This window comes from Pseudoalteromonas luteoviolacea (assembly GCF_000814765.1).
Taxonomy (GTDB): Bacteria; Pseudomonadota; Gammaproteobacteria; order Enterobacterales; family Alteromonadaceae; genus Pseudoalteromonas; species Pseudoalteromonas luteoviolacea_H.
In genome coordinates, this window is the sequence record NZ_JWIC01000004.1 from 324,121 (window position 1) to 346,932 (window position 22,812).

Genomic DNA, 22,812 nt, shown 5'->3' on the forward strand with positions numbered 1-22,812 from the left:
TTATGGATTTGGACCATCGGTTGAGTTTTGTTGGACTGTTTTTCCGACACGAGGTAGTTATGAAATTTGAATTAGATTGTACGCATGGCAAAGCACGCCGCGGACGCTTAGTATTTGATCGTGGTGTGGTTGAAACACCCGCGTTTATGCCTGTAGGTACTTACGGCACAGTAAAAGGTATGACGCCAGATGAGCTAAAAGACACTGGTGCACACATTTGCTTGGGTAACACATTTCACCTGATGTTACGCCCAGGTACCGAGATTATTAAACAGCATGGCGATCTGCATGATTTCATGAACTGGGATAAGCCCATTTTGACAGACTCAGGCGGTTTCCAGGTATTTAGCCTAGGTGCGATGCGAAAGATATCTGAAGAAGGTGTATTGTTTAAGTCACCTGTAAACGGTGAAAAAATTATGTTGTCTCCTGAAAAAGCAATGGAAGTACAACGTGATTTAGGCTCTGATATCGTCATGATTTTTGACGAATGTACACCGTATCCTGCAACGGAAAAAGAAGCAAAAGATTCTATGGAGCTATCGCTTCGTTGGGCAAAACGCTCAAAAGAGGCGCATGGTGATAATCCGTCTGCGTTGTTTGGCATTATTCAAGGTGGTATGTACCCTGAATTACGTGCTGAATCGCAAAAAGGGTTAGAAGACATCGGTTTTGATGGCTATGCCTTAGGTGGCTTATCGGTTGGTGAACCAAAAGAAGAAATGGTTAAAATCCTTGACCATTGCGCGTACAAAATGCCAGAGCAAAAGCCGCGTTACTTGATGGGCGTTGGCAAGCCAGAAGACTTGGTAGAAGCCGTTCGTCGCGGTATCGATATGTTCGATTGTGTGATGCCAACGCGTAATGCACGAAATGGACACTTGTTTGTTACCGATGGTGTGATTAAAATCCGTAATGCTGTTCACAAAACAGATACAAGCCCGCTAGATGCGGAGTGTGATTGCCACACATGTAAAAATTATTCACGTGCGTATCTGCATCACTTAGATAAGTGTAATGAGATTTTAGGTGCGCGTTTAAATACCATCCATAACTTACGTTATTACCAGCGTTTAATGGAAGGTATGAGAAATGCCCTATCAGAAGGGACATTTGATGAATTTGTCGCTGACTTTTATGAGCGCAGAGGGCTGCCAGTGCCGCCACTTGCCGACGTAGAAGCAGAATAAACTTTTTTATAAAAATTAAATGAGGAAAAGCAATGAGCTTATTTATATCTAGCGCCCATGCAAGTACAGCGGCAGCCGCACCAGCAGGTGGCGGTATGGAAATGCTTATCATGTTGGCTATTTTCGGTTTGGTATTTTATTTCTTAATTTACCGCCCGCAAGCTAAGCGTGTTAAAGAGCATAAAGACCTAATGGGTGCACTTGGCAAAGGCGATGAGATCCTTACGTCAGGTGGTCTAGTGGGTAAAGTTTCGAAGGTTGCTGAAGACAAAGATTTCGTGGTAATTGCCTTGAATGATCAAGTTGAAGTAACAGTACAGAAGTCAGCAGTGGCAGCAGTTTTACCTAAAGGTACAATGAAGTCGCTATAACAATAACAAAGGGATAATCCAGTGCTAAACAAGTATCCAATGTGGAAATACTTGCTTGTGCTCGCTGTTTTGGCCGTTGGCATTCTTTATGCCACCCCTAATATGTATGGTCGGGATCCGGCCATACAGATTTCAGGTAAGAAAGGGGCCAGCGCCGATTTAAGCGTGCTTGATCAAGCAAATAAAACACTTCAAGACAATAATCTACCTATCAAATCTGCTGTCCTAGAAGAAGGGCAGGTTCTCATTCGCTTCAAGAATGTAGAAGATCAGCTTAAAGCACAGGATATCCTGCGTGGCTCACTGAGCGAAGACTACATTTCTGCTATTAACATGTCTCCAGCACAACCGGATTGGCTCAAGAGCATTGGTGCAAACCCAATGAAGTTGGGTCTGGATCTCAGTGGTGGTGTTCACTTCACAATGGAAGTTGACATGGCGACGGCAATGGAAAAAGCGCTTGAGCAGATGGAACAAGATTACAAGAGCGACTTGCGTGGTGAGAAGTTGCGTTATCGTTCTATTCGTCAAGTTGCCAATAGTGAGCGCATTCAGGTGGTGATGCGCTCTGTGGAAGACAAAAAAGCCGCTGAGCGCTTTTTGAAAAAGCGTTACCCTGGCAATGTGTTTATCAACGACAGCAGTAATGAACTCGCATTCTATTCAAGTTTAAGTGACTTGAAGCAGCGTGAATTACGTGATTATGCTATCAAGCAGAATGAAACCATTATTCGTAATCGTATCAACCAGTTAGGTGTTGCTGAGCCAAATGTACAAAGACAGGGTGCTGAGCGCATCATCGTACAATTACCTGGTGTACAAGACACGGCGCGCGCAAAAGAAATTTTAGGTGCAACCGCGACACTGGAGTTCCGTGAAGTGGACGATAAAGCGGATTCACGCGCAGCGTCGCAAGGCCGTATACCTGCGGGCAGTGAAGTGCTGTATCACAAAGACGGTTACCCTGTTGTATTGAAAAAGCGTATTATCTTATCTGGCTCGCACATAACCGGTGCACAATCGGGTATGGATGAATATCAACGCCCGCAAGTAAGTATTAATCTTGACAGCAAAGGTGGCGCTAAGATGAGTGCCTTTACCAAACGCGCGGTTGGTAAGAGCATGGCAACGGTATTTATTGAATACAAGCCGTCTGGCAAAGTCGATGAGAATGGCAAAGCGCTACCACCTATCAAGGTGGAAGAAGTCATTAACGTCGCGACAATTCAGTCTCGTTTGAACAACTCATTCCGTATTACTGGCATTGATAATCCGGCTGAAGCACATAACCTGAGCTTATTGCTAAGAGCTGGTGCATTGGTTGCGCCTATTCAAATTGTGGAAGAGCGCACGGTCGGTCCAAGCTTGGGTCAAGAAAATATCGAAGCGGGTATGACTGCGGTGGTACTAGGCTTCGCATTTGTGCTTGGTTTCATGCTGATGTACTACAAGGGCTTTGGCATTGTTGCGAACCTAGCGCTTGCGGCCAACTTGGTGATGATTGTTGGTGTAATGTCGATGATCAGCGGCGCGACGCTGACCCTACCTGGTATTGCGGGTATTGTATTAACCGTAGGTATGGCGGTTGACGCAAACGTACTTATCTTTGAACGTATCCGTGAAGAACTCGCTGATGGCAGAAGCCCTCAACAAGCGGTTCATTATGGTTATGACAGTGCATTCAGTACAATTTTTGATGCGAACATTACAACACTCATTGCAGCGGTTATCTTGTTCTCGGTCGGCACAGGCCCGATTGCTGGCTTTGCTGTAACCCTTGCGATCGGTATTTTAACCTCAATGTTTACTGCGATCATTGGTACACGTGCCGTGATCAACGCGTTCATTGGCGGTAAACGCATCAACAAACTGTCGATATAGGAGCGAGCATGCAATTATTAAAATTATCGAGCACTATTCGCTTCATGTCGGCAAGAAAGTTGTCGATGGCATTTTCAGCGTTCTTGATCTTGGCGTCTATCGCATCGTTTATGGTCAAAGGTTTAAACTTTGGCCTAGATTTTACGGGGGGCACAGCCGTTGAAGTAGGGTTCTCACAACCTGCGGATTTACCTAAAATCCGTAAAGTGTTGGCGGAGAACGGCTTTGCTGATGCTGCGGTCACTTTATTTGGCTCAAGCCAAGAAGTCTTGGTACGTATCGCCCCTCGTGACGATGCTAAAGCTGAGACCATAGGTAACCAATTAATTGATGCACTTAAACTGGCTGATAGCAGTGTTGAAATGCGTCGAATTGAGTTCGTTGGCCCAAGTGTGGGTGAAGATCTAAAGGAAGATGGCGGCTTGGCTATGTTGACTGCACTGCTGTGTATTTTGGTCTACGTAGCATTTCGTTTTGAATGGCGTTTTGCCGTTGGTGCTGTTGCGGCCCTTTTCCATGATGTGATCTTAACGATGGGTCTGTTCTCTCTACTTGAGCTTGAATTTGATTTGACCATTTTGGCGGCAGTGTTGGCGGTAATAGGTTACTCACTGAATGATACCATTGTTGTATCTGACCGTATTCGAGAAAACTTCCGTAAAGTGCGTATTGATGACACGCTTGAAATCATCAATATCTCATTGACACAAACGATGAACCGTACGCTTGTTACCTCGATCACAACGATTCTAGTATTAATTGCACTATTTGTATGGGGTGGTCAAACCATCCACGGTTTTGCGACAGCTTTACTATTTGGTGTTTTCATTGGTACTTATTCGTCAGTGTATGTTGCGAGCTCTGTTGCGGTTGCAATGGGTGTAAGCAAAGAAGACCTGATCCCAGTTGAAGTTGAAAAAGAAGGTGCAGATTTAGACGCAATGCCTTAAATCTGTGCACTCAGTTACGCTTGTTAGCTGAGCGTGAACGCACAATTCAATTTTCGATCTGAATCAAAAAGGCCACATTTATTGTGGCCTTTTCTGTTTCAAAATGATGACAAGACTGTATAATGAGAATTGTTATCAATAATAATGATTTTGAGGATTATATGTATAAACAGCTAGGAATTGCATGCGCAGCATTGGCGCTATTTGCATGTTCAGAACAACCAAGCACGCAAGCGGCTAAGCCTGAAACACAAGCAACTGCAAGTGATAACGCGCTAGGTGAATATAAAACTCAGGCAACTTCATTGCTCGCCAATATCAGAGAACACAAATCTGCTTCGGATCTTGAGCAAGAGTCTGCAAAGTTAGTGGCTACCTCGCGTGATTTACTGGCTGATTTTGTTACTAAGTACCCTCAGTGTAAAGACTACCTAGATGCACTGGATAAAGCCGCCGATATTATTCCTACGCTACCGCTAGCAGAGATTGAGTCTGGTTACCATGAAGACGGTAAATTACCAGAGTACAGCGATCCTGTTTGTTATCATGCGAAAGACTTACTGGTTCACCCTGCGACCGTGCAGGCAATTGCTAAACTTGGCTTCACTGAGAAAACGCACTATGAAGATGCTGAACTTGAAATTGTTGAAGTGATTGCACATTTTGGCCAAGTTGAAATGGCACTGAAATAAGCTGATTACAGAGGTGGAAACACTGTTTTCATCTCTTTCCTTGCATTTTTATCTACCAATTCTCTTCCTATTTATCCCCAATATTGGGAATTTCCATTAGATTGCAATCTAACTGTCATAAATCTTTGATATTTTGCTCGATTATTAAACACTTGAATTGAGTTTGGTTGTTTCAGTGGACTCCTTATACGTCATGTTGGATGACATTTTGCTAAATGAAGCTGTATATCCAATGTTTCAACCCATTTTTGATATTGCAAAAGAACAGATACTTGGCTTTGAGGCATTGAGTCGCGGCAGTGTAAACAATGAATTGGTACAGCCAGATAAAATGTTTGCTGCTGCCAGTAAATATGACCGACTATCTGAACTGGAACTACTTTGTCGTAAAAAAGCCATTGCACAGTTTGCTGCATTGAATTTACCCGGAAAACTATTCCTTAATGTTAGCCCTAAGGCACTACTTGACCCTCATCATCCAAAAGGTGAGACGCTACACTTGATCGAAGAGGCTGGTTTGAACAGCAGTCGGGTGGTGATTGAGGTAACTGAGCAAGATAAAGTGGATGATGGCTTTTTATTGTTGAAAACGATTTCTCACTATCGTCAATTGGGTTTTCAAATCGCAATCGATGATCTGGGGGCGGGTTATTCTGGGCTGAAACAGTGGTCAGAACTTTGCCCTGACTATGTGAAGGTGGACCGTTATTTCATCGATTATTGCGACCAAAGCATTGTAAAAAGAGAGTTTCTCAAATCCATTATTGAGCTGGCTAAAGCGACCAATACCGCGGTGATTGCTGAGGGTATTGAACGTGCAGAAGAGTTAAAGCTACTTAAAAAAATGGGAATAGTGAATGCGCAAGGTTTCTTGCTAGCTAGACCCAGTTGTGAATCGAGTGAATTACTCATGAATCCCAGCGAGATCCTGACCGTGCAAATTCAGTCGGAGCTGGCTTCGGATAAGTTTGAGCAATCAATGGCCATCGGTTGGCTTGCTCATGACGTACCCGCAATTCATATGAGTACACAATGCTTGGATGCTCACCGCCGCTTTGAGCAAAATAAAGGCCTCACTAGCATTGCTGTGCTGAATGACTTGCAGCAACCTGTGGGGTTATTGCATAGAGATCAGCTTACTGAAGTGTTTGCTGCACCCTATGGCCATGCTTTGTTTGATAAGAAGTCGGTTGTAAAGCTTATGGATAAACAGCCTTTGATTGTCGATGAGCAACAACAGTTGGACTTTGTTAGTCAACTGATCACGGAAAATGAGTTTGATATCAGACGGCATATTGTGATCACTAAAGACGGGGAGTATATAGGCTTGGCCCCGCTTAGAGATATTCTCAAACACATTACCGAAGATAAAATACGCCATGCCCAGCATGCGAACCCGCTTACTATGCTACCAGGCAATGTTGCTATCAATGAAGCAATTGAGCAACGACTACGCGCAAAGCATAAATTTTCACTGGCTTACGTTGATCTTAACCATTTTAAGCAATTTAACGATCTCTATGGATACGCCAGTGGAGATAGTGTCATTAAATTATTAGCGGATGTCACGTTGCAAGTATGTCAGCATAGTCAGTGCTTTGTTGGTCATATAGGCGGTGATGATTTTATGGTTGTGTTTGATCACGCTGATGCAGAGTCCCTTTGTCACCAGATAATTGAACAGTTTGAGGCAAGATCTAAATCATTGTTTACCCCTGAGCATGTTGCATCTGGCGGGTACTGGGCCACGAATAGGGAAGGACAAAAACAGTTTGTACCCTTGCTAACGTTATCTATTGGCCTAGTAAGTCCAGATGTTGAGTCATGTAAGAATAGTCATCAGGTAGCAGCACTGGCAACGGATGCGAAAAAAGAAGCAAAGCGCTATCGCAATAGCTATTTGTTTGTGTGTAATAGGCGAAAACCCAGTGCGCCAATGGTGAGGCTTGAAACGGCAGCCAATCAAAGTTGATTAACCATTAGGGTGTAACTTGTATGGGTATTTAACCCATTGAGAATAACTTGTGCGATTTTTGCAACTAATTTGGTTTCCGAGCGCAACCTTATTGCTTTAAGAATATAAATTGTGAAATATATATACTTAAGGCGAAGAGAAATTCTGGCTAAGTGAATATATAGTAATTAATAACGTCGTAATTACCGAGCAACTTAGCAAGTGTGGGGAACATGATGATCAAATATTTCATAGGGTTGTGCTTGTTAACTTTAGGGTGGGTTGGCCATGCTAAAGACGAAGTAAAAAAAACCATTTACGTAGCGAAAGAACAGCGACCACTTTATGATCGTGATTTATTCCTCTATGAGCTATTGCAGCAAGCGCTAAATGCGGCTGATTACGACGTAAATATTGAGCATGTTAAAGTTCATCCACATCAACAGCGTACCCTTATGGCACTCAGTAAAGGACAAGTTGATTTACACTGGAGCATGACTAGCCCTGCGAGAGAAAAACTCGCTATCGCCGTTAAATTCCCATTATTTGATGGGTTGATAGGTAAACGGGTGCTGATCATTCACAAAGCGCAATATGAGCGCTTTAAGCGTGTGACTGAATTACAACAATTGAGTCGATTCACCGCAGTGCAAGGACATGACTGGCCAGACACAAAAATTCTCTCTAGCAATGGCTTGAACGTTAAGCCCATCGTTAATTATCAAGCGATGTTCGATATGGTGACGGGGCAAAAAGCAGATTATTTTCCACGGTCTATTGTCGAAGCGCAGTCAGAAATCATTAATCAAAACAACGCTGAGTTAATGATAGTGCCGGATTATTATTTGTCTTATCCAGCAAGATTCTACTTTTTTGTAAACAAAGATAAAGTAGAACTTGCGGAGAAACTCGAAATCGGTTTGTCTAAGCTAAAAAGCAATGGCGCGTATAATACACTATTACGCCGTTACTTTGACTTAGATATGTTGGCTAATAGCCATATGTTGCCCTTATCGAACCCGTTTGAATAACCCCTTTTAGCGTCTGATTGAAGGCACTTTAAAGTCGTAAGCTTCTTTATAAGTTAGGAAAGTAAGGACGACTAACACACCACAGAATATTGAATAGTTTAAGTATCCTGTTACATCAAATGCATAATAGAAAAAGGTCATGTCATACCCTTTACCGTTGCGTATATAGTTCTCAATCAGTGCGAAAAAGCTCATTGCAGCGCTAATTAGGCATAGCCAAGGCAAAATGCTATCTGCGAACGTGTACTTAATTTTATGTTTTGGAAATAATCGCTTAGAGATCTCTACTCGATATGTGAGAGGGACTAAAATGATCAGCTCTTTGAGTAAATGAACACCATAAATTAAACTATTTTGGATCAAGCGATCTCCAGGTGTTGAAACTAAGCTAATCAATCCGGTAGTAAAAATAATGTTTTCAAATAACACGGGGATCATAGCAATAAATGCAATGGAACATATATTGACATCCCTTAGTCTGTGCCCAATCAAAAATACTAATGAAATAATGGAAATGTAGGCTAGAAAAAAGAAATAAGTCGCGTCTTGGATTATAAAGATCACCACTACCATTACTACATATGGTAGTAGTAAATCTTTGAATGCAAACTGTTTTGCCATAAATAATGCTTATTTTAGAAACAAATTAAGATCTTTGTTCGGGCTTTACTTGCCCTGAACTGGAGTTTGCAACAAGCATGCTTTGTTGGGACTTTCTCCCTACTGAAAAAGGGTCCGCTGGACCTAATAAACCTGAACCGCCTGTAATTAAACGGCATTGTTTGTTAGCAATCATCTTCATAGTGATTATCCTTATTTCATTATCGTCTAGTCAGCTAAATGAATGTCAGACATTCTCATATTTCCAATGGCAAAAGGCACAACGCATCGCCTTAACTGCTTTACCAGAAGGAAGTGTCGCCAGAATAATTAAAAAGAACCAACTTCAATGTATTTTCTCGTACTTTACGGTAGTTTTTATATGGCTGACTCAATGAATTTAACACCAAATAATTTAGAGTTAAACATTTTTTTACAAAAAAATAAGATGCTAAATTCAGGCCAATTTGTGAAAAAAATTACCCAAAATAGAAAAGGGTAAGTGTCCCTATTCTATTTTGGAAAGTTGTTTAATGATAATTCAGTGATATTAAAGCTTAAATTTAGCCATTTCACTTTCTAACTGGGCTGCTTGCGCCTTAATGCTGTCAGTTGCGGTATGAGTTTGCTGCGATACACTGGCTGTTTGAGATGCAGTATCCGATATAATCACAACTCTTTTTGCTGTATCTTCCCCAGCAGTTAATTGCTCTTTTGCTGCGAGGGCGATTTGGTCACTCATCTGCGAAATCGCACTTAATGACGTGGCGACACTACGCAGAGCCTCACTGGCTTCATTTGACATGGTTACTGTTTTTTCGCTGGTTGCAATGCTCAATGAAACGGAGGATTTCGCTTCTTGGGTCGCCGCTTGCAAGTTACCTATCATCGTATGAATTTCTTCAGTACTTGATTGTGTCCGCTGAGCCAACTGACGGACTTCGTCGGCAACGACGGCAAAACCTCGGCCTTGTTCACCTGCTCGGGCTGCTTCTATTGCTGCATTGAGTGCAAGTAAATTAGTTTGCTCAGCAATGCTTTGTATGACACTCAGCACATTAGCAATGTTATTCACCTCTTCATCTAATGCTTGAATATTATTGCCAGCACTGTCAATCTGCTGCTCCAGTAGGGCAATTGCCTCACTTGCATTGGATGTCAGCCTATCGGCATTTTGACCTTGGTTCTCAGCTTCTTGCACAGAGAAAGCAGCTTGCTCGGCATGTTCAACTACTGTTTGAGCAGAGGCGGTGAGTTCTGTGATAGCCGAAGCCACCATCTGTGTTTCTTCACTTAGGCTTAACGTTAAGCTTTCCAAGTCATTTGAGCGGGCCTCGCCATCATAGCTTTGCTCTTTTAATTTATCGCTAACAGTCATCAAACCACTTACAACCCCTTTTAAGCCATCTTGCATGTAGTGCATCGCGGCCATAATGCTGTAGTCTTTAGCATTTGAGGTATCAATGCGTGACGTGAGATTGCCATGTGAGACGTGTCTAACGATATCCAGTACATCATTGAGCTCTGCACCGAGCTTATTTGAGAGTGATAGACCGTATCGCGTTACCGTGAAGGTCAGTGCAACTGCGATAAAAAGAGAGAAGGTTAATAACCAACTAGCTGTTTCCCAGTATCTTTCATCGACTTCTTTGTAACTGATCCCCGTACCGACATACCAGCCAAATAAAGATGTTTTTTGCACCACGGAGGTTAGGTCAACAACTTCACCATTTCTTTCTGAGTTCCAATGATAAGTAATGATGCGATTGGTTTTGTTACCCACTTTGCGCTCGACTAATCTTCCAATGCTGTTTCCTTGAGCATCTTTGAAGTCGTTGAAGCTTGTGCCGTGTAGTTGTGGATCATGAGGAGCGGCGACAAAGTTTAACTGCTCATCGACCACGTAGACATATTCAGAGTCATGGTATTTGTTTTCTCGAAGGATCTGGGCTGCTAACTTTTTAGCGTCGGCTTCGGATAAATCCCCAGCTTTCACAAATTGTTCAAACTGTTCGACGATATTTACCGTACTTTTCATTAGCTGGTTGATACGCGCAATATTATCTGTTTCACTGGCGTGGCGCAGTGATTGAAGCCCGAGCACCGCAACGGAAATTAAGGCGATAAAAATTGCTACTGCAAAAAATATAATTTTTAATCTTAGAGTCAGAGTCGAAAACACAATATGCACCTTAGCAGAGTCAGTTAAAAGTTTATGGCACTCTTACCTTTATGATTTATCATGTTTGAGCGCGCTATGTAAGTAGGGCTTAACCGTATATAAGTAAAAATTAGATGATTTTTCCTCATATGACGACCCTACCACGACCTATTTTGCATTGATTATGTCGACTTCTTGTTGCGTTAAGGCGCGATATTCACCCATAGCAAGCGTGGGATCCAGTTCGATCTCACTAATTTTTTCTCTATGCAATTCAATAACATGATTGCCAACTGCTGCAAGCATACGCTTCACTTGGTGATATTTCCCTTCACAAATAGATAGCTGGAGAGCGTATTTATCCAAGGCCTCTGCTAGTGCTGGTCGGGTGAGTTGTTTTTCATTATGTAATGCTACGCCTTGGCGCAATTGTTCTAAACAATCTTCCGTAATTATTTCTTTTGTTTCAACACGGTATGTTTTGAATTTGGCTTTTTTGGGGGAGGTGATTTGATGTGACCAATCGCCATCATTGGTGATCAGTACTAACCCAGTTGTATCAATGTCGAGTCGGCCTGCGACATGAAAATCTTTTAAGTTCGGCTCATCAATCAAGTCAAAAACAGTGGGGTGTAATTCATCATGATTGGCACAGACATAGCCTTGAGGCTTATTGAGCATGAAATATCTTTTTCCTAGATATTTCAGTTTATTACCACTTACTTCAATGTGATCTTCAGCATTAATTTGGGTGTCACTTTTCTTTGAAACCACGCCATTGATTGTCACTTCTCCTTTTTTGATTAAGATTTTTACTTTACTACGTGGTAGTTCATTTATGTGACTGACAAATTTGTCTATACGGCATGGGAATTTCATTAGGTTAACCTTACTGCTGGTATGAAAAGAACCATATTATGAATCATTTAATTTTTTCGATAAATAGTAGGATCCAAATCATAGGGGTGAACACTTAAGCTGACCGTCTCTGGCAGTAGCTTTTGTAGTGTAGAAAGTATTTTTTCACTGAGTAGTTGCTTTTGTTGCTGTGTTCTTCCTGTCAATAGATGTACTTGGATATGTACAAAGTCTTGTCTGCCATCGCCAATAATGGACTCAGAAAATGCAATTCGCCTTGTTTTTATCGTCTTTTCGTCAAATAAGCCGGTCTCTATCGTGCTTTGATGAATTGAATTGGTTAAATCTGAGAGGCTGATTTTGAGTGAGTCGGAATGCTCGATGATGATATGTGGCATTTTTGTATCCTTTATGTGTTACCAAAGCTCTATCATAGTGTGCTACTCATACTTAGCCAAGCAACAAATGACCTCGATATGGGATTATTAAAAGCCACTCTATTATTGTATTTTATCATTCGCTTCCTTGCTTTAGCTTAATGCCCCTTGTTAAGGTGTTGGGTTATTAATGTACTGTTGTGTTGAATGTATACATGTTATCTATTTTCAAATCTAAACCCTTGTTAGCCTCATCAGAATCACAATCTCTGATCGAGCTGTTTTTGTGGTCGGTAGAACACTTTGACAGTGACTACTTTTTAAAACACACTCAAGTTGTGCAGCCAACTGAGCAATATTTCCCTGATCGTGTCAGTAGTGTAGAAGAGATGGCACAGTCTGTTTTTCAAAGAGTAAGAAGTTATGCCGGTTTAACGCAGTGGCCGATAGCGCTGACGTCGCCGAATATGATGCCGATGCAGCAGTCATTTCCAAACTTTACATTAGCTGGCGGGTTACGAGGAGAGAGTGTTACTGTCATGGATCCTCCAGGTTTACCCGTGCAGCTTTCTTACAACCCTAATCAAATAAATCAACCTCAGGATCTAGTTGCCAGCATGGCGGGAAGTATGGCGCTTATGCTGATTCATCAGGTTGGCAAATTACCACCAGGCGGGCAACAAAACTTACCTGTTGCAGCTGATGTGCTGGCTATATTTATGGGGTTTGGCACCATGATATGCAATACCGCCTATCATTTCAGAGGTGGGTGCGGATCTTGTTATAATCCATATGCGAACCGACAAGCGGCGCTCAGTGAACAGGAAAGCATATTTTTGCATGCTTTGGTTTGTTATTTAAAAGGAGATGAAAAAGGGGGGCAGCACCTTAAACCACATCTAAAAGGCATGTACAAAAAAGCCCAGAAGCAGTTAAAGAAGATATTACAAACATCGGCAGATCCTATGCTCTTGGCGCTTGAGGATAGAAGTCGTGCTTGAATATCTAGATGAGTTTTTAATTATTGCGATCGCACATTTTTTAGCGGTCGCGAGTCCAGGGCCTGATTTTGCTATAGTTTTAAAACAAAGTGTTCAGCAAGGCAGAAGAAATGCCTTGTTTACCAGTGCTGGGGTCGGTTTGGGGATTTTTGTCCACGTCTCATATTGCCTGTTGGGAGTGGCACTTGTATTGTCTAAATCACCGGAGTTATTTAACCTATTTAAATATTTAGCCGGCGCGTATTTGGCGTTTATGGGTGTGCAAGCACTGCGCGCGAAGAAAAATACAGATCCAGAGCAATCGATTCAAGCAGCGTCGATAGTTGAATCTGATTTTAAAGCCTTGCGACGCGGTTTCTTGGTTAACGCACTTAATCCAAAAGCGACCTTGTTTTTCCTTTCCTTGTTCACCCTGATGATTGATCCAGACACACCACAGGCAGTACAAATTTTTTATGGGTTGTACATGGCGATGGCGACATGGATCTGGTTTTCTTTCTTATCTGTGGTTTTGTCTAAGCCTCAAGTTCGACGTTTTTTCCATCGTGCAGGACATTGGTTTGACCGTGGTATTGGAGTGGTGTTATTGCTTTTGGCTGTGCGAGTTGTTTTATAGGTGTGTTAATGAATGCGAAAGAATATTTATATTTTGCTTATGGTTCCAACCTATCATCACTTAGACTTAAGGCGCGTCTGCCCCATGTTCGTTTAGTCGCAAGTGCAGTATTACATGGGTATCGGCTGGCCTTTGATATGTTGAGTACTGATGGTTCGGCCAAGTGCAATATCGTAAAAGCAACACAAGAGGATATTGTTTATGGTGCAGTGTATAAGTTCACTCAATTTGAAATGGATCAACTAGATGCTATTGAAGGTACGCGATATGAGCGTGTTGAATTAGATGTGACTATGCAGAACGCAAGCGCGGCTAAGGTATACTGCTATGTGGCCAATACATTTATAAGTGATGAATTACCTTTTGATTGGTATCTAAACCATGTTCTTGTCGGTGCTCAAGAACAGGATTTCCCTGAGTTTTATATTGAACATATCAGGGCGCAAAAAAGCACTAAAGATGCAAATAAAGATAAACAGGCATCAGAGTTAAATATTTATAACAGATAAGGCAATATGGATATGAAAAAAGCTCTTTGGCGCACATTGTGCTGTGCAACGACTTTGTTGATGAGTAGTAGCGTGGTCGCTTTAACGGCACCTCAGTTGGCTGAAGTAGAGAAGTCAGTGCAACAAGCCATGGATAGCTTTGCAATCCCCGGGTTGGCGATTGGGATTGTAAATAACGGGAAAGTCGTCTTAGCCAAAGGGTATGGCATAAGGCAGTTTGGTAAGGCTGGCGAGGTGGATGAGCATACCTTATTTGGTATCGCTTCTAACAGTAAAGCATTTACAGCAACCGCTTTGGCGATGTTGGTTGAGGAAGGTAAATTGAACTGGGGGGATCCTGTTATTTCTCATGTACCAGAATTCCAACTGTATAGCGAACAGCTCACAGAACAAATGACTATCCGTGATTTACTCAGTCATCGTAGTGGTCTTGCTTTAGGTGCTGGCGATCTCATGATCTGGCCAGACACGGACAAGTCTATAAAAGAAATACTCGCTGGACTAAAGCACATTAAACCCATCGCACCATTGCGTACTGAGTATCACTATAACAATTTGATGTTTGTGGTCGCCGGTGAAGTGGTTGCGAGGGTAAGCGGTCTCAGCTGGCAAGAGTTTATTGAAAAGCGAGTTTTCCCCCAAGTAGGGATTAAAAATTCCTATGCGTCATTTTCTCGTATTGATAAAGCGAATAAAAATTTTGCGACCGGAACAATTAAGTATGACGGTCAGCTAGAAGAGTTTGTGGGCGACTATTTAGAAGACTTTCGTGGTGCTGGCGCCATCGCGTCTAATGTCTCGGATATGACTAAGTGGTTACAAACACAGGTTAATGAAGGTCAAACACCGATAGGTAAGCAGTTAATAGGCCGCGATACACACCAGTACCTATGGCATCCACAAATTATGCGTATACCAAAAGAAGCCGATCGCATCGCATTTGAGCAAGATTTCAAAGGATATGCGCTAGGCTGGGCAGTTGAAAGTTACTTTGGTTATAAACGTGTCGGTCATATGGGGGGGATTTTAGGGATGGGCTCACAGGTTGCGATGATCCCAGAAAAAGGCTTAGGTGTGGTGATTTTATCTAATCAGCATGCTTACCCTGCCATTCGCGCCATCACCAATGAAGTCTTTGAGCAAGCACTTGGATTGGAGCCACAAGAGTGGGTTGCGCAAAGTTATCAAGCGTATCACAAAAAGCGTACATCATTATACGCTGATTTGGGTCCAAAAAAGGTAGAGTCCAAAGTCGCAAATTTACCACTTAACCATTACACGGGTACTTTGAGAAGTCCGTGGTATGGCGATGTTATCGTGGAGGAAATCTCAGGGCAGCTACATATTGACTTTACTCACACAAAGGCGCTCAAAGGTATATTACACCATCATGACGGCAATACGTTTGTGGTGAAGTGGCATGAAAAATTGCTAGAAGCAGATGCTTATATTCATTTTAAATTAGATGATAAACAACAAATCAAAAGTGCTGATATGGAATGGGTAAATCCTAAAATTACAGATTTTAGTTTCGATTTTCATAACTTAGGGTTAGTGGCCGTGGCGCCAACACAGTAATGTGGCCGTTTATTGACTAAAAATATCAAACCAAAGTATCAAGGCACTCAATACAGTGCTTTGATACACTGTCAATTCAGGATTTTAAGGACAGCGATATGCGCACAGCCATTATATCTCACCCGCTTTGTCGTAGGCATAAAATGACTGCTGAGCACCCAGAGTGCCCTCAGCGTTTGGATGCCATCTCTGACCGCATTTTGGCATCGGGGTTAGACATTGCAGTGACGCACTTGATGGCGCCAAAAGCGGATGAATCGCACTATGCGCTTGTACATGATGCTCAGCATATCGAGCAAGTATTAACGTCGATACCTGAACAAGGGTTGATAGACTTGGACGGTGATACCTCTTTATGCAAAGACTCTTTGAAGGCCATCGAGCGTGCTGTAGGTGCGGGTATTATGGCTGTTGATGAAGTGCTTGATGGTCGTCTTGATGCGGCGTTTTGCTCCGTCAGGCCCCCAGGACATCACGCGGATAAAGGTAAGTCTGCCGGGTTTTGCGTCTTTAATAATGTAGCGATTGCCACTAAATACGCTCAAAGCAAAGGGGTTAAACGCATCGCTATTTTAGATATTGATGTCCATCATGGAGATGGAACACAAGCGATTGTGAAATCAGATCCTAATGTGCTTTTTTGCTCCTTGTTTCAATATCCTTTCTATCCCAATACTGAGATTGAAAACACCGATACGATCGTGAACTCTCCGTTGCCTGTGGCTAGTGATGGTGCTGATCTTAGAGCGTTATATTCTCAGCAATGGCTTCCTAAGTTACGACAGTTTCAACCTGAGCTGATATTTATTAGTGCCGGATTTGATGCGCATCTGGAAGATGACATGGGCGGGCTTAAATTTGTGGAAAGTGACTACGCCTGGTTAACCCAACAAATTGCCCTGTTAAACAATGAGCTTAATTGCCGGGGCATTATTTCTTATTTAGAAGGGGGGTATGATTTATCTTCTCTCGGGCGTAGTGTCGAAACGCATATCCGAACTTTAGCCGAATTCTAGTTGGCTCATAACGTCGCTTCCATCAAGCTAAACACTTGTTCTATATTTGTAATTTGTATTTTTGCCGTACAGCACTGTCCTTCAGAGACAAGCTTTTGTTGCACTAAAAGCGTTAAATCATCATAGCTGTAAGGTGTTTTTTGCGCGCCATCAAGTGCTTTAAAAGTTCCGTCAAGTAAGATGCAGGTAGCTGTTTTAATTTGATTTTCAGACAAGTAAAAGAGGCTTTCTTGCATTTCTTCCTCACTGTCAATGTATTCTATACTTTGGTCGAATATCAGCACTAATGGGTATGAATTAATCGTCATTTTTTGTTCTCAGTCAAAGTTAGCCACAAGCACCTAAGTATACTCAAGATGGTAGTTAGATTGCGAGGAAAGTGCTTATGATAGGTGATTCACGTCAACTGAAAATTAAAGACGTGTTTTCGGCTAGCTTATTATCGTGTGATGAGTCTACTAGCTTATATGATGCGTTGATAAAAATGCGTCAACACAGTGTTAGTTCCATTTTTATTACACATGCTGGAGACATTGTTGGTATTTGGACAGAATCCGATTGTGTGAAGCTTGATCTTAAGCACATTAACCTCGCTCAGCTGCCCATTGGTGAGGTAATGACTTCTCCGGTTTACGATATCTCGTTGGATAAGACCCTCAGTGAAGCCACTATCAAGTTGCATCAACTTGGGATCCGTCACTTACTCGTGAAAGATTTAAACAACACACCAGCAGGCGTTGTATCTTTGTCTGACATTGTTCGCAATCAGGGATTAGATCACTACTTACATTTTCGTCCCATTGAGGATCATTTTGATAAGACTGTGAGTGTGCTTGACAGTTCGCAATGTGTGAGTGAAGCGATTGAACAGATGCGCCGTAATAAAGCCACGGCAGTGCTGGTCTATCATCGTCAGCAACAAGAGTACGGCATAATTACACAGCGAGATATTGCATACGCAATTTTAGATCCGCAGTGGCAAATGCCATGTTGGGAACTTGCGAGCTATCCTATGCTATCCATGACACCAGACGAAAGTTTATTTGATGCCTATCGTAAGATGACAGCTAAATCTATTCGGCATTTGGTGGTGAGAGACAAAGTGTCAAATGCTGTGGCAGGGTTATTGGCACTTAAAAATGTACTGACTGAAATAGAAACTGCTTACTGCAGCGAGTTAGAGAATGTTTTAGCGCAGCGAGATATTGCCCTGCGTAAATCAGAGAAGAATTTGTACCTTGCTAATCGAATTATTGATGCCTCCCTTGACGGTATTATGATCACAAGAGGGAGCGGGGAAATCATTCAAATTAACCCGGCTTTTAGTGCATTAACTGGTTATCAAGACTATGAAGTCATCGGTAAAAAGCCCAGCTTGCTCAGTTCAGGCATGCATGATCAAAATTATTACGACAAAATGTGGGCTGCATTAAAAGAGAAAGGGGTGTGGCAGGGAGAGATCTGTAATAAGAAAAAAAGCGGAGACATCTATGTTGAATGGCTTACAATCATTGAAATTAACGACCCTTATAGCGATGAAACGCTGTATGCCGCGATATTCAGTGATATTACAGAGCGTAAAAATGCAGAAGAAAAAATAGCACGTTTAGCTTATTTTGATGAGCTGACTGGGCTACCTAATCGACGGTTATTCTATGATAGATTGTCTATGGCTTTGGCATCAGCACATCGTGATCAGCATAAACTCAGCGTTATGTTTATCGATTTAGATCGTTTTAAGGAAGTGAATGATACATTGGGTCACAGTGCTGGCGATAAGCTGCTGACTCAGGTGAGCGATCGCATTAAGGGGATTTTAAAAGAAGGGGATACGTTAGCTCGTTTAGGAGGTGATGAGTTTGTAGTGCTGTTGACCGAAGTTGCCGATATGGATTCGGTGGTGTCGTTTGCTGATAAATTGCTATTACAATTTAATAAGTCTTTTGATCTTGGCAATATCGCAGTGGCCGCTACCGCGTCATTGGGGGCGTCGATGTACCCAGATGATGGTCTTGACAGTGAGAGCTTGTTAAAACACGCGGACGTGGCCATGTATCGTTCAAAAGAGCTAGGACGTAATTCTTTTCAAATGTATAAAGCGTCTATGAATGCACGTTCACTTGAGCGGTTGTCCATGCAAAGCCGATTTCAAAGCGCACTTGAAAATGGTGAGTTTGAGCTCTATTTTCAGCCTTTAAAATGTCTGGTTAGCGGTCGCATCACTAGTTTAGAATGTTTGTTGCGATGGCATGACCCCAATTTAGGCATGATCTCTCCTGCTCAGTTTATTCCATTGGCTGAAGAATTAGGCTTAATTGTGAAGCTTGATGAGTGGGTAATTGATAGGGCGTGTGCTCAACTTGCTCATTGGAGGAGATTAAATATTGATGTCAGGCACTTGGCTATTAATGTATCGGCTCAGCATCTAACTCAGGGAGATCTAGTACAGACACTCAATCGAGCGTTAGCCAAATATGATCTGCATGGACATCAAATTGAATTAGAGCTGACAGAGGGCTGCTTCATCAGTAATTTCCAACGAGCGAAAGAGGTACTGAGTAAAGTGAAAAAAATGGGAGTCAGTATCGCGTTGGATGACTTTGGCACCGGCTACTCTGCACTGAGTTACCTTACTAAATTACCAATCGACATTTTAAAAATTGATCCCAGTTTTATAGCCAAAATACCTGATGAGTATGGCAACAGTGAAATTGTCAGTGCGATTGTGGCAATGGCCAAAGCATTGAAGTTACATGTTGTCGCTGAAGGCGTCGAAAAGCACGAGCAAATGCGGTTTTTACAAAAACTGGGTTGTCATGCGATGCAGGGGTATTTGTATTGTAAGCCGCTTTCGCAAGCGGCTTGGTATGAATTTTATCAAGCGGAGAAATTGATTTCGTAGGAAGTAAACTTACGAATATTAATGACGCCTTTTTCAAAAATGAGATATTGCCCTTTAATCCCTTTTAATACGCCGCTGACGGTCGGCTCTTTATCAAAGTTAAAGGAACTTATTTTTGTTGGGTAGTTCTCAACAGGGAAGGTTAAGTCTACAACTTCTTCATCTAAACGCTCAATCGCAGTTGCACCAAATAGCTCAGCCAGCTCGTCGAGCTTTTCTTGGATCTGAGGAATTAACACTTGTGCACTTTGCTTCAAATCTAATTCAGGATTAATGCCCTTTAGCATATTGCGCCAATTGGTTTTGTCTGCGATGAAATTGGCAAGGGCCACTTCCACTAAGCCTGATTGCAGGCGTGTTTGCACTTTAAAAATAGGTAGAGCTTGGGTTGCGCCTTGATCTATCCAGCGAGTTGGGATCTGGGTATGTCGTGTGATACCGACTTTGAGTCCTGATGTATTGGCTAAATAGACATAGTGCGGGATCATACAATTGGCCTCTCCCCACTCGGGCTCTCGGCATGTGCCTTGATCATAGTGACACGTTTCAGGCTTCATGATGCACATATCGCAGCTAGCAAGCTTTTTCATACATACAAAGCAGTGGCCCTGAGAATAGCTCTTTTTGGTTTTTTTACCGCAACTGCAGCAATAGATATTACCTGTAAAAGTTAAGGTAATTTCTTTGTCAAAATAGTCATTGAGATTAACCAGCTCGTCGCCAATTGGCAGCTGGTACTGAATTGGATTGGTAAGGCTGGCTTTTAGTTTACTTAACGTGCCCTGCATCTTTACGCCCCTAAAGATGATACAAAAGGAGATCCTAGCAAGTCAGTTTGAAAATACCAATGGTAAAGTTAAAAAAATTATATATTTCAATAATTTGAAATTGATATTGGTTTTTGTTTTTATTTGCGTTTTGGTATCTTAAATAAAAAACGGCTCATGGAGAGCCGTTTTATCAATGTCTTCCGATTAAAGATCATTGCTCACGTGCAATGGCACGATAAGCGATGTCTGTACGGTACTCTACGCCATCCCAGTTAATGTCTTTAACCAGCGCATAAGCACGCTTCTGTGCTTCTGTTACAGTATGGCCCAGTGCAGTTGCACATAACACCCGTCCACCGGCTGTCACGACGTCATCGCCCTGTTGTTTAGTACCTGCATGGAATACTTTTTCACCTTCAGAGTAATTGACCTGAAGACCTGAAATCGCATCGCCTTTTGGATAGCTAGCAGGGTAGCCTTTTGCCGCCAATACAACACCGACAGCGGCTCTAGGGTCAAACTGTATTTCAGTTTGATCTAGTTCTTGACGGTTTGCAGCCTCAATCAATGACACAAGGTCTGATTGTAAACGCAGCATGATCGGCTGTGTTTCAGGATCACCAAAACGACAGTTATACTCGATAACTTTAGGTGTGCCATCAGCCGTGATCATCAAGCCCGCATATAGGAAGCCAGTATAAGGGTGGCCTTCTGCCGCCATCCCTTCTACTGTTGGGTGAATCACTTCATTCATAATGCGGTCGTGAATGTCTTTGGTCACAACTGGCGCTGGAGAGTATGCACCCATGCCGCCTGTATTTGGACCTTGGTCGCCATTGTATGCACGTTTATGGTCTTGGCTGGTGGCAAAAGGCAATACGTTTTTACCGTCAACCATAACGATAAATGACGCTTCTTCACCTTCTAAGAATTCTTCAATCACCACACGGCTACCCGCATCACCAAATGCATTACCTGCAAGCATATCGCGAATTGCTTCTTCTGCTTCTGCTTCGGTCATTGCGACGATAACGCCTTTACCAGCTGCTAACCCATCTGCTTTAACAACAATAGGGGCACCTTGCTCTTTGACATAAGCAATTGCAGGCTCAATGTCAGTGAAGGTTTGGTAAGCAGCTGTCGGGATCTGGTGTCTGGCTAAAAAGTCTTTGGTAAATGACTTTGAACCTTCTAGCTGCGCCGCAGCTTGAGTCGGGCCAAAAATGGCCAAACCTTCAGAGCGGAAACGATCAACAACACCAATAACCAACGGTGCTTCAGGGCCTACAATGGTCAGCTCAACTTTGTTTTCTTTGGCGAATGCAACTAGCGCATCCAAGTCTTCAACGCCAATAGCAACATTTTCTAACTTTGGCTCCAAAGCGGTTCCTGCGTTACCAGGTGCTACAAATACAGTTTTTACTGATGGGTTTTGAGCGGCTTTGAACGCAAGTGCGTGTTCACGGCCACCGCTGCCAATGACAAGTACATTCATGGCATTGTTTCCTATTAAATCTTTTTAAACTTTAAAGTCATACGGTCGCTTTCCCCAATCGCCTTATACTGCGCAGATTTCTCTTCACCTAACGCAAGTCTAGGTGGCAGTGTCCAAACACCGTGAGGGTGGTTTGCACTGTCTAATGGGTTAGCGTTGATTTCGCTGCTTGCTACCAATTCAAAGCCTGCTTTCTTTGCCATTTCGATGACATAGCTTTGCTTCATATAACCTGAACGCTTTTGATCTTCAGTATCGCGATGTTCTGGTAAGCGGTGCTCTACCACACCTAAAATGCCGCCTGGCTTAAGTGCTGTATGGAATGCTTTGAATGATTTAAGCACACCTTCATCACCCGGGCGCATGTACCAGTTATGAACATTACGGAAAGTTAAGACCATATCTGCAGAGCCTGCAGGTGCGATATCATGATGTGTTAAAGCTGAAAATTCAGTCACTTTGATTTCGCTAAAACGTGTATCGTTGGCAATCTTGTCTTTAAACGCAGCTAACGATTTTTTGTAATACTCCCTCTCTGAGTTAGCAGGGAAGTGTGCTGCATATAAAGTACCTTGGCCTTTTACAGTTGGCGCTAGGATTTCTGTATACCACCCGCCGCCTGGTGCGATTTCAACGATGGTCATATCCGGCTTTAAACCAAAAAACTCCAATGTTTGGACTGGATTACGGTATTTATCACGGGCACGATTATTTTCTGCGCGCTCGCTACTTTGCGCTGCTTTTGCAATGCTGACAGTTGAACTATCAGAACTTGTTGTGCTGCTACAACCTGCTACTGCAGCGACGATACCTGCTGTGACTAATGCTTTAATACCTAGTTTCATTATTCAGTTCCTTCA

Annotated in this window: 22 protein-coding genes; 13 read left to right on the forward strand and 9 right to left on the reverse strand. The window is 42.5% G+C overall.

Annotation, left to right across the window (positions count from 1 at the left end; genetic code table 11):
* The first annotated feature begins 59 nt into the window (after positions 1-59).
* The 7 genes from tgt to JF50_RS04575 all read left to right on the forward strand — a co-directional run bounded on the left by tgt (position 60) and on the right by JF50_RS04575 (position 8,069).
* Positions 60-1,190, forward strand: coding sequence for a tRNA guanosine(34) transglycosylase Tgt (gene tgt, locus JF50_RS04545; RefSeq protein WP_039608312.1), 1,131 nt, complete (start codon positions 60-62; stop codon positions 1,188-1,190).
* Between the two features lie 32 nt (positions 1,191-1,222).
* Positions 1,223-1,561 carry a preprotein translocase subunit YajC gene (gene yajC / locus JF50_RS04550; RefSeq protein WP_039608313.1) on the forward strand — a complete coding sequence of 113 codons (339 nt, stop codon included), beginning with the start codon at positions 1,223-1,225 and terminating at the stop codon, positions 1,559-1,561.
* Positions 1,562-1,582: 21 nt separating this feature from the next.
* Positions 1,583-3,442, forward strand: a complete 1,860-nt coding sequence (secD, locus tag JF50_RS04555; RefSeq protein ID WP_039608314.1) for a protein translocase subunit SecD — start codon at positions 1,583-1,585, stop codon at positions 3,440-3,442.
* 8 nt (positions 3,443-3,450) lie between these two features.
* Entirely contained in the window at positions 3,451-4,392 is a 942-nt protein-coding gene (gene secF / locus JF50_RS04560) for a protein translocase subunit SecF (RefSeq protein WP_039608315.1), read from the forward strand.
* Between the two features lie 161 nt (positions 4,393-4,553).
* Positions 4,554-5,084, forward strand: coding sequence for a hypothetical protein (locus tag JF50_RS04565; protein WP_039608824.1), 531 nt, complete (start codon positions 4,554-4,556; stop codon positions 5,082-5,084).
* A 193-nt stretch (positions 5,085-5,277) separates the two neighbouring features.
* Positions 5,278-7,056: a bifunctional diguanylate cyclase/phosphodiesterase gene (locus tag JF50_RS04570; RefSeq protein ID WP_200890384.1), complete on the forward strand. Its 1,779-nt coding sequence runs from the start codon at positions 5,278-5,280 to the stop codon at positions 7,054-7,056.
* Between the two features lie 215 nt (positions 7,057-7,271).
* A complete protein-coding gene (locus tag JF50_RS04575) occupies positions 7,272-8,069 on the forward strand; it encodes a substrate-binding periplasmic protein (protein WP_235423397.1) in 798 nt (265 codons plus the stop codon).
* A 6-nt stretch (positions 8,070-8,075) separates the two neighbouring features.
* Here JF50_RS04575 and JF50_RS04580 read toward each other — a convergent pair whose 3' ends face one another.
* The 5 genes from JF50_RS04580 to JF50_RS04595 form a co-directional block, all read right to left on the reverse strand.
* Entirely contained in the window at positions 8,076-8,690 is a 615-nt protein-coding gene (locus tag JF50_RS04580; RefSeq protein ID WP_200890376.1) for a hypothetical protein, read from the reverse strand.
* Positions 8,691-8,715: 25 nt separating this feature from the next.
* The gene (locus JF50_RS27115; protein WP_160290451.1) at positions 8,716-8,871 is read right to left on the reverse strand and encodes a hypothetical protein; all 156 of its coding nucleotides are present in this window, start codon (positions 8,869-8,871) and stop codon (positions 8,716-8,718) included.
* 348 nt (positions 8,872-9,219) lie between these two features.
* Positions 9,220-10,851, reverse strand: a complete 1,632-nt coding sequence (locus JF50_RS04585) for a methyl-accepting chemotaxis protein (RefSeq protein ID WP_039608318.1) — start codon at positions 10,849-10,851, stop codon at positions 9,220-9,222.
* Between the two features lie 147 nt (positions 10,852-10,998).
* On the reverse strand, positions 10,999-11,709 hold the full coding sequence (rsuA, locus tag JF50_RS04590; protein WP_039608319.1) for a 16S rRNA pseudouridine(516) synthase RsuA: 711 nt from the start codon (positions 11,707-11,709) through the stop codon (positions 10,999-11,001).
* A gap of 47 nt (positions 11,710-11,756) precedes the next feature.
* Positions 11,757-12,086: a 5-carboxymethyl-2-hydroxymuconate Delta-isomerase gene (locus JF50_RS04595; RefSeq protein WP_039608320.1), complete on the reverse strand. Its 330-nt coding sequence runs from the start codon at positions 12,084-12,086 to the stop codon at positions 11,757-11,759.
* Positions 12,087-12,280: 194 nt separating this feature from the next.
* Here JF50_RS04595 and JF50_RS04600 point away from each other — a divergent pair, with 194 nt between their 5' ends.
* The 5 genes from JF50_RS04600 (at position 12,281) to JF50_RS04620 (ending at position 16,785) form a co-directional block, all read left to right on the forward strand.
* Positions 12,281-13,066, forward strand: a complete 786-nt coding sequence (locus JF50_RS04600) for a hypothetical protein (protein ID WP_039608321.1) — start codon at positions 12,281-12,283, stop codon at positions 13,064-13,066.
* Positions 13,059-13,682 carry a LysE family translocator gene (locus JF50_RS04605; protein WP_039608322.1) on the forward strand — a complete coding sequence of 208 codons (624 nt, stop codon included), beginning with the start codon at positions 13,059-13,061 and terminating at the stop codon, positions 13,680-13,682. The genes JF50_RS04600 and JF50_RS04605 overlap by 8 nt, the downstream gene beginning before the upstream one ends.
* An 8-nt stretch (positions 13,683-13,690) precedes the next feature.
* The gene (locus JF50_RS04610) at positions 13,691-14,191 is read left to right on the forward strand and encodes a gamma-glutamylcyclotransferase family protein (protein ID WP_039608323.1); all 501 of its coding nucleotides are present in this window, start codon (positions 13,691-13,693) and stop codon (positions 14,189-14,191) included.
* Between the two features lie 6 nt (positions 14,192-14,197).
* Positions 14,198-15,769 carry a serine hydrolase gene (locus tag JF50_RS04615; RefSeq protein WP_039608324.1) on the forward strand — a complete coding sequence of 524 codons (1,572 nt, stop codon included), beginning with the start codon at positions 14,198-14,200 and terminating at the stop codon, positions 15,767-15,769.
* A gap of 98 nt (positions 15,770-15,867) precedes the next feature.
* Positions 15,868-16,785, forward strand: coding sequence for a histone deacetylase family protein (locus JF50_RS04620; RefSeq protein WP_039608325.1), 918 nt, complete (start codon positions 15,868-15,870; stop codon positions 16,783-16,785).
* 5 nt (positions 16,786-16,790) lie between these two features.
* On the opposite strand, the gene JF50_RS04625 is transcribed toward JF50_RS04620, so the two are convergent.
* Positions 16,791-17,093 carry a hypothetical protein gene (locus JF50_RS04625; RefSeq protein ID WP_039608326.1) on the reverse strand — a complete coding sequence of 101 codons (303 nt, stop codon included), beginning with the start codon at positions 17,091-17,093 and terminating at the stop codon, positions 16,791-16,793.
* Between the two features lie 77 nt (positions 17,094-17,170).
* Between JF50_RS04625 and JF50_RS04630 the strand changes: the two genes are divergently transcribed.
* Positions 17,171-19,687 carry an EAL domain-containing protein gene (locus tag JF50_RS04630; RefSeq protein ID WP_039608327.1) on the forward strand — a complete coding sequence of 839 codons (2,517 nt, stop codon included), beginning with the start codon at positions 17,171-17,173 and terminating at the stop codon, positions 19,685-19,687.
* On the opposite strand, the gene JF50_RS04635 is transcribed toward JF50_RS04630, so the two are convergent.
* The 3 genes from JF50_RS04635 to JF50_RS04645 form a co-directional block, all read right to left on the reverse strand.
* A complete protein-coding gene (locus tag JF50_RS04635) occupies positions 19,663-20,475 on the reverse strand; it encodes a DUF2797 domain-containing protein (protein ID WP_039608328.1) in 813 nt (270 codons plus the stop codon). The genes JF50_RS04630 and JF50_RS04635 overlap by 25 nt on opposite strands.
* 193 nt (positions 20,476-20,668) lie before the next feature.
* Positions 20,669-21,952, reverse strand: a complete 1,284-nt coding sequence (gene purD, locus JF50_RS04640) for a phosphoribosylamine--glycine ligase (RefSeq protein WP_039608329.1) — start codon at positions 21,950-21,952, stop codon at positions 20,669-20,671.
* Between the two features lie 14 nt (positions 21,953-21,966).
* Entirely contained in the window at positions 21,967-22,797 is an 831-nt protein-coding gene (locus JF50_RS04645) for a class I SAM-dependent methyltransferase (RefSeq protein WP_039608330.1), read from the reverse strand.
* Between the last annotated feature and the right edge of the window lie 15 nt (positions 22,798-22,812).

Excerpts from the sequence above, each read along its gene's own strand:
- JF50_RS04600 (WP_039608321.1), top strand. The coding sequence starts at position 12,281 with ATGTTATCTATTTTCAAATCTAAACCCTTGTTAGCCTCATCAGAATCA.
- purD (WP_039608329.1), bottom strand. The coding sequence starts at position 21,952 with ATGAATGTACTTGTCATTGGCAGCGGTGGCCGTGAACACGCACTTGCG.
- JF50_RS04575 (WP_235423397.1), top strand. The coding sequence starts at position 7,272 with ATGATGATCAAATATTTCATAGGGTTGTGCTTGTTAACTTTAGGGTGG.
- JF50_RS04645 (WP_039608330.1), bottom strand. The coding sequence starts at position 22,797 with ATGAAACTAGGTATTAAAGCATTAGTCACAGCAGGTATCGTCGCTGCA.
- JF50_RS04615 (WP_039608324.1), top strand. The coding sequence starts at position 14,198 with ATGGATATGAAAAAAGCTCTTTGGCGCACATTGTGCTGTGCAACGACT.
- JF50_RS04570 (WP_200890384.1), top strand. The coding sequence starts at position 5,278 with ATGTTGGATGACATTTTGCTAAATGAAGCTGTATATCCAATGTTTCAA.
- JF50_RS04620 (WP_039608325.1), top strand. The coding sequence starts at position 15,868 with ATGCGCACAGCCATTATATCTCACCCGCTTTGTCGTAGGCATAAAATG.
- yajC (WP_039608313.1), top strand. The coding sequence starts at position 1,223 with ATGAGCTTATTTATATCTAGCGCCCATGCAAGTACAGCGGCAGCCGCA.
- JF50_RS04565 (WP_039608824.1), top strand. The coding sequence starts at position 4,554 with ATGTATAAACAGCTAGGAATTGCATGCGCAGCATTGGCGCTATTTGCA.
- secF (WP_039608315.1), top strand. The coding sequence starts at position 3,451 with ATGCAATTATTAAAATTATCGAGCACTATTCGCTTCATGTCGGCAAGA.
- JF50_RS04630 (WP_039608327.1), top strand. The coding sequence starts at position 17,171 with ATGATAGGTGATTCACGTCAACTGAAAATTAAAGACGTGTTTTCGGCT.
- JF50_RS04610 (WP_039608323.1), top strand. The coding sequence starts at position 13,691 with ATGAATGCGAAAGAATATTTATATTTTGCTTATGGTTCCAACCTATCA.
- JF50_RS04595 (WP_039608320.1), bottom strand. The coding sequence starts at position 12,086 with ATGCCACATATCATCATCGAGCATTCCGACTCACTCAAAATCAGCCTC.
- JF50_RS27115 (WP_160290451.1), bottom strand. The coding sequence starts at position 8,871 with ATGAAGATGATTGCTAACAAACAATGCCGTTTAATTACAGGCGGTTCA.
- JF50_RS04625 (WP_039608326.1), bottom strand. The coding sequence starts at position 17,093 with ATGACGATTAATTCATACCCATTAGTGCTGATATTCGACCAAAGTATA.
- JF50_RS04580 (WP_200890376.1), bottom strand. The coding sequence starts at position 8,690 with ATGGCAAAACAGTTTGCATTCAAAGATTTACTACTACCATATGTAGTA.
- JF50_RS04635 (WP_039608328.1), bottom strand. The coding sequence starts at position 20,475 with ATGCAGGGCACGTTAAGTAAACTAAAAGCCAGCCTTACCAATCCAATT.
- tgt (WP_039608312.1), top strand. The coding sequence starts at position 60 with ATGAAATTTGAATTAGATTGTACGCATGGCAAAGCACGCCGCGGACGC.
- rsuA (WP_039608319.1), bottom strand. The coding sequence starts at position 11,709 with ATGAAATTCCCATGCCGTATAGACAAATTTGTCAGTCACATAAATGAA.